The following is a 12,100-nucleotide window of genomic DNA, read 5'->3' on the forward strand; positions in this document are numbered from 1 at the left end:
CGTTAATTCTGATAATTGATCTGTTCGCCCTGAATGACCGGATAGCAGATCAGAACACCACCATCCAGATTCTCTCTGTGCATATCGACAGCACTGATCTGGTGGTTTTCATAGGTTGTATAATAATAGATCCCCTTTGTGACATTACAGCAGGAAGTATAAAGCGTAATCTCATATTTTCCATCGGCGACTTCGCAGCATCCGCGCTGCTGATCCACGGAACCGAGAATGTGAAAGAACTGGCTTACGCTTTCTTTTTCGGAATCGCCTGAAAAGGCGTTCATCTTTGTGAAAGCAACCCGGACAAAACGGGATGCGGAAGACAGATCTCCCGGAAGACCGAGCGCTCCCATTCCACGGCTGTATGCAGTGAGAGCAAGGTCATCGGAAAAAGTATTTACAGGCTGTTTCGGAGACAAGTGCATAAAGTTGTTGAGCTGGAACATCTGCTGTGGAAAAGGCGGATTGTTCGTGAGCACACCGACCGGATTCTCATAAATGTGAAGTCCGTCAGCCATAGATTCTACTGTAATGGAACCTGTTTTGTCCGAGATGATCCAGTGAAGCTGCGCAAGCGGAAACTGTTCGTTGAACGGAGTGCCCACCAGAGCCATGCGCTCAAGAAGCGTCCGTACTTCGGAAAGAGTCGCACACTGGCTTAAAATCCATGGAATAAATTCAAACTGGGCGACATTATCTCTGTCAGGTGAAACATCTGCATAAGCGGCATTTCCGACAAAGTTTAATCCTGCCATACCAACACCTTTTTCGTTGATGGCATCATAATAGAGGGGGTAGTTTCCGGCAACATGAGCCATACCGATGATCGCGTAGTGAGTGGCCATTTCGCCGGCATGCCGGAAAGAAAACGGATAATTTCGTGGTGTGATGGCAATCTGGTCACCATAGGAAAATTCATAGTCCAGAGTTCTTCCAAAATAAAAATCTTTTGTCTGGTAAGTTGCGGCAGTACACATAAAATATTTCCTCCTTAAAAGTTAAAATCGGCATAGTCCTCCGGCAGAAAACGGTGATAGATGATATGACAGCCTTCATCTTTAAAACAATAGTAATAAGGGTCTTTGCTATTGTCAGCAAAACGGATCAGACGGTCAAATTCACCATTGTTCATTTCTTCGGTGATAATGTTCTCTGAATAAGTATGGAACAGATCCAGAATTTCATTCATAGTACAGCCATGTTTTCCGACTAATTCCACAAGCTGGTGGATAAATTCATTTGGTGCGGTGTTGTCATGCACATATACGGTGCCTTCCTGCGGAATATGGAAACAGAAACGGTCGCCTTTATGACTGACTTCAATCTGTCCAAGTTTTGAAGTGATAGATTCCGGAAGTGTATCGAGACGCATCTGCATTTCATCTGCACTGTCGTTGGCATTAAAGAAATGATTCAGGGAAGAAAGCGGATAATAAAGTCGTATATCTTCTTTAAAAAAGCCAAGTTTAGCCTGTTCTTCTTTGACAATATCAATCAGATTTCGTTCAAGTTTATCATAACCCATAACGGGACCTCCTTTATAAGATGAGCTGCTGATTACAGCATAAACAGCATGGAGTTAAAATACTGCAACATATTGTAGCAGATTCGTTTGGAAAATACCAGAGCTGTTAAGGCAAATAATAAGTTCGTTTGGAAAAATTGTTACTGCACTTCCGGATCATTTAACAAAATATTACCCCAAAAGTTCGTTGACAGTGTGAGTATGGGCAGAGTATTATGAAAAAAAGGTTAATTTTTAAAAATTTAAATATGAAGATTCTACAAATGGCGGAAAAGCAGCAAAAGCCGCCGGAGCAAAATGTGTATGGTACCATAATCCGGACTCCGGTGATCAGAATATTCCATACGCAGAGCTGGAAATTGGTGAATGGAATGCAGAAAATGTCAATAAGCTTATTCAGATTATGAAAGAAAACTGAGGGTGTTATGGATACCGGCGGAGGATGAAAATCTATCCGTCGGTATTTTTGCGCTGTATAACTTTTTAATATGAAAGTTTTCTGCGTATATCTATTGTATTTTTATGCGTATTCGTGTAAAATAAAAGCAATTTAGCTTTGTAAAGTATGAACGCGTGATACACCTGAAGAAATATAAGTGTCACGGGCGAATAGTGCGAGATGGAGGAAGAGAGAAAATGGCAGATCATGAAATGATGAATCTTGAAGAGATGGGCAGCCTGCGGGACAGCATGGAACTGCTTGGGGAAGAACTGATGAATGGTCACCGGATCAACCCGAATCTGTATGTAGAATATGATGTAAAAAGAGGTCTCCGTGACTCAGCAGGTAAAGGTGTCCTGACAGGACTTACCGAGATTTCCGATGTTACAGGATATGATCTGGTAAATGGGCGTAAGATTCCGGCACACGGCAGACTTTATTATCAGGGATATAATGTAAACGATATCGTAGATGGACTGAAAGGCCGCAAATTCGGCTTCGAAGAAACAATCTATCTTTTATTATTCGGAAGACTTCCTTCTGAAAAAGATATGCAGATGTTCAAAAACGTTATGGAAAACTTCGAGACACTTTCAGGACGTTTTGTTCGAGATGTTGTTATGAAAGCATCCAACAGTGATATCATGAATGCAATGCAGAGATGTATTCTGACATTGTATACCTACGATTCAAAAGCAGAAGATATTTCCGCAGAGAATGTTCTTCGCCAGAGTATTGAGATGATTGCGAAGCTTCCGCTCATTGCGGTATATTCCTATCATTCCTACAGACATTTCCGTAAAGATGAGACGCTGTTTATCCGTAATCCTCAGAAAGGACTTTCCCTCGCGGAAAACCTCCTTCTGATGCTCCGTCCGGATGGCAAATACACTGAACTGGAAGCGAAAGTTCTGGATATTGCGCTCATTCTTCATGCAGAGCATGGTGGTGGTAACAACTCTACATTTACTACGCATGTGGTTACTTCATCTGGCACCGATACGTATTCTTCTATTGCAGCATCCATCGGTTCCCTGAAAGGACCTCGTCATGGTGGTGCGAACCTGAAAGTGCAGAATATGTTCGAGGACATCAAGGCAAACGTAAAAGACTGGTCTGATGAGAAAGAAGTGGAAAATTATCTTTGTAAGATCCTTAATAAAGAGGCGTTTGACCATACCGGTCTGATCTATGGTATGGGACATGCAGTTTATACACTTTCTGATCCACGTGAAGTGATCCTCAAGAGATTTGCCAGAGACCTTGCACAGGAAAAGGGCATGATAAAAGAATTTGCATTGTATGAACTGGTAGAACGTCTGGGTGGAAGACTTGTTATGGAGCAGCGCAGACTTTTCAAAAATGTCTGTGCAAACGTAGACTTTTACAGCGGTTTCGTATATACTATGCTTGGAATCCCGAAAGAGCTGTTTACTCCGATTTTCGCCATTGCGCGTATTCCTGGATGGAGTGCACATCGTCTTGAAGAAATCCTTAATGCAAGCAAGATCATCCGTCCTGCATACAAATACGTAGGACATCATGCAGGTTTTGTTCCGTATGAAGAAAGAACACCGGAAGAAGGCTGTGAGGAAGTTTTGAGAGATCTGGAAAAAGGAGCAGCAACAGAAGCAGCAGGAGAAACGGGAGAAAATACTGAGAAAGAGGCGCCTGAAGCTGCAAAAGAGCGCTCTGAGGAGAAGGAATAAATGAAACAGGTAATTTTAACAGGGGACCGTCCTACCGGAAAACTTCACGTAGGACATTACGTAGGATCACTGAAGGAGCGTGTGAAGCTTCAGAATTCCGGTGATTACGATGAAGTTTATATTATGATCGCTGATGCACAGGCACTGACGGACAATGCAGAGCATCCGGAAAAAGTACGTCAGAATATCATTCAGGTTGCACTGGATTATCTGGCATGCGGAATCGATCCGGCGAAATCTACGATTTTTATCCAGTCCATGGTACCGGAACTGACAGAGCTTACATTTTATTATATGAATCTTGTTACAGTGGCACGTGTACAGCGTAACCCTACCGTAAAATCCGAGATTCAGATGAGAAATTTTGAAGCCAGCATTCCTGTTGGATTTTTCTGTTACCCGATCAGCCAGGCAGCAGACATCACCGCTTTCCGTGCAACACATGTACCGGTTGGCGAGGATCAGATGCCGATGATCGAGCAGTGCAAAGAAATTGTACACAAATTCAATACTGTTTACGGCGAGACACTGACCGATCCGAAGATCGTGCTTCCGTCCAACAAGGCATGCCTGCGTCTGCCGGGTATCGACGGCAAAGCCAAAATGAGCAAATCTCTCGGCAACTGCATTTACCTTTCTGATGAAGAAGCCGATGTTAAGAAAAAAATCATGTCCATGTTTACCGATCCGAATCATCTTCGTGTGCAGGATCCGGGACGTGTGGAAGGCAATCCGGTATTTATTTATCTGGAAGCATTCTGCAGGGATGAATATTTCCCGGAATTCCTTCCGGAATATCAGAACCTTGAAGAACTCGAGGATCATTACCGCAGAGGTGGTCTTGGTGATGTAAAAGTCAAGAAATTCCTGAATAATGTTATGCAGGCAGAGCTTTCACCGATCCGTGCAAGACGTAAAGAATGGGAACAGCGTATCCCGGATGTACTCGATATCCTCAGAGAGGGAAGCAAGGTCGCAGAAGCAAAAGCCGCTGAGACACTGAATGATGTTAAGGCATCCATGCGTATCAACTATTTTGACAGTGATCAGTCTGACATGTACCAGAAATAAAATTTCACAACGATAAATGAAATAAATGCTATAGGAAGCAACTGTTTTGGACAATCATCTGAAACAGTTGCTTTTTTTGCTTGGTAGAAACATAAAAGAAAAAAATGTTGTTTTGTGTGGATTTTATTTTTGAAAAATGTTGTTTCATGCTGAGTTTGAGGAAAATTACCTTGACTTTATATTAACAAAATAGTACAATTTAGTATAAGGCATTATAGCGAAAGTGAGGAGCTGTCAATGGCAAATGAACATAGCGATAAGATCAGAATCGTACAGGAGACGGTAGCAGGTAAGGAAATTACCTTTGCGCATGTAATGGGCGGGCCGGCTCCAATCATATATCAGAAACTCGGACTGAATCCGCAGGTGGATTATGGTTCATCTGCAATTGGGATCATGAATATGACACCGTCAGAATCTGCGGTCATTGCATCCGATATTGCAGTAAAGAGCGGTAACGTTTATCTTGGATTTGCAGACCGTTTTACAGGAACTATGATTATTACGGGAGAGATTTCCGATGTCATGTCTGCGATGACAGAAGTTGTGGAGTATTTCCGTGATACGCTGGGATATGTAGTCTGTGACATCACGAAGAGATAGGAAGTACAGCATGGAAGAACGTATAACGAGAGAGGAACTTCTCGAGAGACTGTTTCATGACGATTATGAAAATCTTAAAGGAAAGAAACTTCGGCTGACACGGGTACGGGTTCCGGGTAAATCCCTTGATTTTGCACATGTATTTACCCCATCGGATGGTTCTGTTTATGAGAATCTTGCGCTTCATATCGGAGTACATGAAGGCGAAGACCACAGAGGAGAAACTATCGGGATCATGCGTGTGACACCGTGGGAGGCCATTGTGGTTGCGACGGATGTGGCGGTAAAGGCTGCACATGTTGAAGTTGGATTTATGGATCGTTTCAGTGGAGCGCTGATCATAACAGGCGGGTTCTCTCAGGTAATGACAGCAGTCGAAGAAGTTGTGAGATTTTTCCGCGACGAACTACATTTTGATGTCTGTAAAATCCACAGAAGCTGAAACAGGACAGGATGAAAGAATGAAAAAAATCTTTTTAATGGGACGAAGTGAGGCTGGCAAGACTTCTCTGACACAGGCACTGAAGGGAGAAGAGCTGCACTACCACAAGACTCAGTATACAAATACAAAAGAAGATACGATAGATTCTCCGGGTGAATACGCGGAGTCCAAGCACTTCAGCGTGGGACTTGCGTGCTTTTCTTTTGAGGCCGATGTCATTGCGATCGTGCAGGCGGCGAACGAGCCGTTTAACCTGTTCAGCGATGGCAGCAGGAACTTTCTTCTGAGACCATTGATCGGGATCATCACGAAGGTGGATTCTCCTCATGCCAATCTTCCGATGGTGCGTCAGTGGATGGAAAACATGGGATGCGAGCGTATCTTTGAGGTTAATAACGTAACACGTGAGGGAATTGACGAGCTGATGGAATATCTGAAGGATGATCTTCCGAAGCTGACACTGGAGCAGGCGAAGTTTAAGCAGAGCCTTGGGCTGAACGAATGGCAGCCATTGCCGGAAGGTGTGGAATATCCGGAGAATATTCGGTAAATAATCTGCAAATTGACAGAGTGTATATATATTAAAAAAAATCGAAACTTTTTTCGGTAAATTTTTGTTGGAAATACTGGACGGGCACTGTCCTATATGGTAAAATTTTTTTATCAAAACATTCAGGAGGATATATGATGAAAAAGGTAAAAAAATTATTATGTGCACTCTTAATTGTCCTTACAGCGATGACAATGTTATCTGAGCCATTTCAGGTTCCGGTACAGGCTGCCAGAACCGTGACAGCAAACAAAAATGCAAACAAAGCTGTAAACATTAAGAAAAGGGGAACCTACAGAGTATTAAGTAAGACAAAGATGAGCAAAGACGATTACATTCGTTTTACTGCACCAAAGACAGCAAAATATACTCTGACATTCAGCAATTTCCGTAAGCTGAGTGGTTACACTCCGTCTGAAAGACATCTCGGTTCTGTTTATATTTACAAGAATACCAAATATGGAAGAAGCATGCAGAGAGTCAAAACTAACGGTGGAAAATCCTCTGTTTTGAATATGTGCTCAAAGGCATGGTACAATACCTACACAAAAGGCAGAAAGATTAAAGCGGCTTCTGATCTTCATACCCGTTATGCAAAGATCTCTCTGAAAAAAGGCGAGACAATTTATATCAAATCATTCTGGACAGGCGGCAAACACTCCTATTCATTAAAAATTAAATAACTGATGATCATAAAAATCTCTTACAGAAAATTCTGTAGGAGATTTTTTTGACTTGTTTTTTATATCCGGAAATTACACCGCAATGTAACCGCAAGGTGAAAATACTTGCCGATTGAAAATGAAACAAATGAAAAGTTTTCAGAAACGGAATATAAAATATGGTAATAAATATCAAAAATAAACAATAAAAAGAGGCAAAACATAGAAAAAACATACGTATAGCATAAAAATATTGACCGTATTTATGAAAAATGATATGTTTTATATGAAAAATGAAACGAAAAAATGAAAGAAAAGTGAAATCATAAAGGGGGAGATAAGATGGTAAGAGTCGGAATTATAGGCTGTGGAAAGATTGCACAGGTTCGTCATATTCCGGAATATCTGGATAATCCGAATGCAAAACTGACTGGCCTTTATGATCTGAATCTGCAGCGTGCAAAAGACCTTGCTGAAAAATATAATTGCAAGTCTTATGAAAGTGTTGAGGAAATGCTTGCAGATCCGGAAATTGATGCAGTCAGTGTATGCGTGGCAAATCATGTACATGCCGAGATTACGATTGCTGCATTAAAAGCAGGAAAACATGTACTTTGTGAAAAACCGATGGCAACAAAATTAAAAGACTGCCAGATGATGGTGGATGCAGCAGAGCAAATGGGCAAGAAACTCATGATTGGTCAGAATCAGAGATTTGCGAAAGCTCATGCAGAAGCAAAAAGACTCATTGAGCGTGGAGATATCGGTAAGGTTCTTACTTTCAAAACAACGTTCGGACATGGCGGTCCGGAAACCTGGAGCATAGATGCCGGCCCACAGAACTGGTTCTTTGACAAAAAGAGAGCTGCTATGGGAGCTATGGCAGACCTTGGTGTACATAAGACAGACCTTATCCAGTACCTGCTTGATGATACAGTTGAAGAAACAACTGCGAAAGTGACGACACTGGATAAGAAAGACAGTAATGGAAATCTGATCGGTGTAGATGACAATGCAATCTGCATTTACAAAATGAAGAGCGGAATCATCGGAACGATGACCGCCAGCTGGACTTATTATGGTGAGGAAGATAATTCCACGATTATTTATGGAACAGAAGGAATGCTCAAGATCTATTATAATCCGAAATATTGCATCGAACTGATCCGTAAAGATGGTGGAAAAGTTTTCTATGATATCGACCAGATTCAGACAAATGATAATCAGACAAAATCAGGAATCATTGATGCGTTTGTAGAGTCTGTAGAAAATGACAGCGAACCTGCTGTTTCAGGAAAGAGCGTACTCAGTGCAATGAAAGCTATTTTCGGAAGTCTGAAATCAAGCGAGCTTGGAAGAACTGTTCGCGTGGATGAGGAGGAATTAGAGTGAAGATAGGATTAGTCAGTGCAATACTGGAAGATTACGATTTCAAAAAAATGATCGATACGGTTTCTGAGATTGGTTATGAATGTGTAGAAGTTGCATGCTGGCCGAAAGCAAAAGCAGAGCGCAGATATGCAGGTGTCAGCCACATTGATGTAGCAAATCTGGGAGACAAAGAAGCGGAAGAAATCCTTTCTTATTGCAAAGAAAAGAATGTGGAGATTTCCGCACTGGCATTTTATCCAAACACCATGGACGGAAATCTGGAAAAAAGAGCCGCCAATATCGAACACTTATATAAAGTGATCGATGCAAGCAAAAAACTCGGAATTAACCTTGTTACAACTTTTATCGGAAGAGACCAGACAAAAACAGTGGAAGAAAATCTGGAGCTGGTAAAAGAAATCTGGATTCCGATCGTACGTTATGCAGAAGAGAAGAAAGTACGTATTGCGATTGAAAACTGTCCGATGCTTTTTGACGGAGATCAGTGGCCGGGCGGACAGAACCTGATGACAACACCGGTGATCTGGAGAAAAGTTTTTGAGATTCTGGACAGTGATTACATCGGAATCAATTATGATCCGTCTCATTTTGTATGGCAGATGATTGATTACATCCGGCCGCTTTATGAGTTTAAGGACAAAATTTTCCACGTGCATTACAAAGATATCAAGCTTTTCAAAGACAAACTGAAAGAGTGCGGTACGATGGCATATCCGCTTCAGTATATGAAACCGAAACTTCCGGGACTGGGAGATGTAGACTGGGGCAAATATGTGTCCGCATTAACGGACATTGGATTTGAAGGATATACATGTATCGAAATCGAAGACAAATCTTTTGAAGGATCCGAAGAAAGAGTGCTGGACAGCCTGAAGCTTTCTCTCAGATACATGAGACAGTTTGTGATCTGAAAAAATAATTGAAACATGAAATAATGAAATAATGCGGGGAAGCCGCTTATTAAAAACAAAAACATTTCAAAAGGAGGAAATGAATTATGAAAAAAACAGTAGTTTGCATGCTGATCGCTGCTATGACAATGGGTAGTATGGTTACTCCTGTATTTGCAGACGGAGATGGAGATGCTACACACATTTATGTGCTGACAGCTCCGGAAGACCATGGCTGGACCGGTTCCGTAGCAACATTTGCAAAAGAAAAAATTGAAGAAGTAAACGGTGACGGCACATACAGTGCAGAACTGATCACATCTGCAGATGCAGCAGAGCAGATTGTTAACATCGAAGATATCATCGCAGCTGGTGAAGACAATATTGCAGTTGTAATTCAGCCAATTGATGACACTGTTCAGTCTGCAATCCAGCAGCTGGTTGATGCAGAAATTCCGTACGTAGCATTTGACCGTATCATCGATGGTGTGGCTGACAGCGCAGTATCCAATGTAAAAGGTGACAATGAAGGTATCGGAGCAGCATGTGCAGCTTACTATACAGAGCAGGGTATGAAACCTGGTGATGCAGTTTATGTATACGAAGGAGATACTTCTTCTGTAACAACTCTCCGTGATGAAGGATTCACAAAGTATCTTACCGGAGAACTGGAATACGACGGAAAAACAATTGCAGACGATGCAAAATGGTCTGAAGACGATCTGAAATCCATCACATATTCAGGTGCTATGAACTGGAGCCGTTCAGATACAAAGACAGCCTATGAATCTCTGCTCGGAGATGCATCAAATGCAGATATCAAATGGTTCTATGCAGAAGATGATGAACTTGCAATGGGTATTCTTGAAGCTCTTCAGGGCGGCGGAATCGACGATGCAACAAAAGAAAAATTCCTCGGAAATGCACCTTATCTGACAGGCTGTGGCGGACTGGATGAGCTTTATGCAGTACTTCGTGGTGAATCCTTCACAGATATCGCAGATAAGTTTGGTGGTATTGTATCTGTAACTTACAGCCCTGCAATGATCCAGACAGCAATCCAGGATATGGTTGATTATCTGGATGGAAAAGATGTAGAACAGGATCACGTAATTGCCTGCGAAATCGTAAATAAGGACAACGTAAAAGATTATCCTTCTTTCTAAATCGAGATTTTTTGTGATATAATTCTTTTTAATAAGACAGAAATGGCGAAGGGAACTGAAAAGTTCCCTTCTGTCAGATAATTAAGTGAATGTGTATCAGAGCAGTGTATCAAAAAGCCCGACAGATCGGGCGGGGAGGCGAGAATTATGAGTTTATTGCAGATGAGGAATATCTGTAAGTCCTTCAGTGGGATTCCTGTACTGAAAAACGTACAGCTTACAGTAGAACAAGGAGAAGTGCATGCACTTCTCGGTGAGAATGGTGCGGGAAAATCAACACTTATGAATGTTTTGACAGGTGTATTTCCGCGAGATAAAGGTGAAATCGAATTTGATGGAACCGAATTAAAAAATATTACGATCAGGCAGTCCGAGAATATGGGAATTGCTTTTGTACATCAGGAATTAAATTTGTTTAATGATCTGAAAGTTTATGAAAATATATTCCTTCAGAAAGAATACACAACAAAACTGGGCCGTCTGGATAAGAAAAAGATGATTCAGGAGGCAGAGAGACTGTTTCATGAACTGGGAGTGGATATTGATCCTGCACAGCAGGTTTCCAAACTGAAAACGAGCCAGAAACAGCTGCTTGAAATATCAAAAGCACTGTTTTTTAAAGCAAAACTTCTGATTCTGGATGAGCCGACAACATCCTTAAACAATGATGAGGTGGCACATCTGTTTGAAATCGTAAACAATTTAAAGAAAAAGGGAACTTCCTTTATCTTTATTTCACATAAAATGCCGGAGATCTTCCGTCTGTCAGACCGATATACCGTATTCCGAAACGGAGAATTTATAGGCTCTGGAAATATAAAAGATACTACACCGGAAGACGTTACACGTATGATGGTTGGGGAAAAATACTCGGATCAGGATGTATACGAAAAACGACCACTCGGCGATACGATTCTGGAACTGAAGGATTTCAGCGGAGAAGGTTTTCGCAATATCAATCTGACGGTAAAAAAAGGCAGCATCGTCGGACTGACCGGACTTCAGGGTGCCGGAAGCAGCGAACTGATGCAGTGTATGTTTGGCGTGACGAGAGCCTACAGCGGTGAAATGCGTGCAATGGGTAAAGTCATGCGGGATCATTCCATCCATACAGCAATGAAAGACCAGATTGCTATGCTGGCATCCAACAGAAAAGAAAATTCTGTAATTCCGGATATGAGTATTCTGGAGAACATGTATCTGTCGGAACATACGCTTTCTGCATGGAAACCGGCCATCTCCAAAAAGAAAGAGATTGAAAGTTACAAAAAATATAAAGAAATGCTGAATATCAAGGCAAATTCCTGCGAAGACCTGATCACTTCCTTAAGTGGCGGAAATCAGCAGAAAGTTTTTCTTGCACGCTGGCTGAATACAGATGCGGAAATTCTTCTTCTGGACAATCCGACACAGGGAATCGATGTAGGCGCAAAAGCAGAAATCTACAAGCTGATCCTGGAACTTGCAAAGCAGGGTAAGACAATTCTGATCAATACTTTGGAAATACCGGAGATCCAGAAGGTTGTCGATTACTGTGCGGTATTTTATAACGGAGAGATCATCAAGATCCTGGAACATCAGGAGATCGATGAGATGACAGTTATGATGTATTCAACAAATGCAGCACAGGCAGAGGAGGGAAAATAAA

At 41.7% G+C, this 12,100-nt stretch carries 12 protein-coding genes; 10 read left to right on the top strand and 2 right to left on the bottom strand.

Annotation, left to right across the window (positions count from 1 at the left end):
• Window positions 1–2: 2 nt before the first annotated feature.
• Together bsh and H8Z79_RS01940 are read right to left on the bottom strand one after the other, a co-directional pair.
• Entirely contained in the window at window positions 3–977 is a 975-nt protein-coding gene (bsh, locus tag H8Z79_RS01935; RefSeq protein WP_118040070.1) for a choloylglycine hydrolase, read from the bottom strand.
• A gap of 14 nt (window positions 978–991) precedes the next feature.
• Window positions 992–1,525, bottom strand: a complete 534-nt coding sequence (locus H8Z79_RS01940; protein WP_118040068.1) for a DUF3877 family protein — start codon at window positions 1,523–1,525, stop codon at window positions 992–994.
• A gap of 636 nt (window positions 1,526–2,161) precedes the next feature.
• Here H8Z79_RS01940 and H8Z79_RS01945 point away from each other — a divergent pair.
• The 10 genes from H8Z79_RS01945 (at window position 2,162) to H8Z79_RS01990 (ending at window position 12,099) form a co-directional block, all read left to right on the top strand.
• Entirely contained in the window at window positions 2,162–3,676 is a 1,515-nt protein-coding gene (locus tag H8Z79_RS01945; protein WP_118040066.1) for a citrate/2-methylcitrate synthase, read from the top strand.
• A complete protein-coding gene (gene trpS, locus H8Z79_RS01950; RefSeq protein ID WP_015542106.1) occupies window positions 3,677–4,747 on the top strand; it encodes a tryptophan--tRNA ligase in 1,071 nt (356 codons plus the stop codon). It begins immediately after the preceding gene.
• A 237-nt stretch (window positions 4,748–4,984) separates the two neighbouring features.
• On the top strand, window positions 4,985–5,350 hold the full coding sequence (locus H8Z79_RS01955; RefSeq protein ID WP_015542107.1) for a BMC domain-containing protein: 366 nt from the start codon (window positions 4,985–4,987) through the stop codon (window positions 5,348–5,350).
• A 10-nt stretch (window positions 5,351–5,360) separates the two neighbouring features.
• Window positions 5,361–5,792, top strand: coding sequence for a BMC domain-containing protein (locus tag H8Z79_RS01960; RefSeq protein ID WP_117942644.1), 432 nt, complete (start codon window positions 5,361–5,363; stop codon window positions 5,790–5,792).
• A gap of 19 nt (window positions 5,793–5,811) precedes the next feature.
• Complete coding sequence (locus tag H8Z79_RS01965) at window positions 5,812–6,342, top strand: EutP/PduV family microcompartment system protein (RefSeq protein WP_118040135.1); 531 nt, start codon at window positions 5,812–5,814, stop codon at window positions 6,340–6,342.
• Window positions 6,343–6,476: 134 nt separating this feature from the next.
• Window positions 6,477–7,025 (top strand): hypothetical protein, encoded by a 549-nt coding sequence (locus tag H8Z79_RS01970; protein WP_147348525.1) that lies wholly within the window; start codon window positions 6,477–6,479, stop codon window positions 7,023–7,025.
• Window positions 7,026–7,346: 321 nt separating this feature from the next.
• Window positions 7,347–8,396 (top strand): Gfo/Idh/MocA family protein, encoded by a 1,050-nt coding sequence (locus H8Z79_RS01975; RefSeq protein ID WP_015542111.1) that lies wholly within the window; start codon window positions 7,347–7,349, stop codon window positions 8,394–8,396.
• Window positions 8,393–9,307, top strand: a complete 915-nt coding sequence (locus tag H8Z79_RS01980) for a sugar phosphate isomerase/epimerase family protein (RefSeq protein WP_118040062.1) — start codon at window positions 8,393–8,395, stop codon at window positions 9,305–9,307. Before H8Z79_RS01975 ends, H8Z79_RS01980 begins: the two co-directional genes overlap by 4 nt.
• Before the next feature lie 86 nt (window positions 9,308–9,393).
• Entirely contained in the window at window positions 9,394–10,452 is a 1,059-nt protein-coding gene (locus tag H8Z79_RS01985) for a substrate-binding domain-containing protein (protein WP_015542112.1), read from the top strand.
• A 147-nt stretch (window positions 10,453–10,599) separates the two neighbouring features.
• Entirely contained in the window at window positions 10,600–12,099 is a 1,500-nt protein-coding gene (locus H8Z79_RS01990; RefSeq protein ID WP_187002661.1) for a sugar ABC transporter ATP-binding protein, read from the top strand.
• Window position 12,100: the final 1 nt, after the last annotated feature.

Origin of the sequence: Blautia intestinalis (genome assembly GCF_014297355.1) — a bacterium.
Lineage (GTDB): Bacteria > Bacillota > Clostridia > Lachnospirales > Lachnospiraceae > Blautia_A > Blautia_A intestinalis.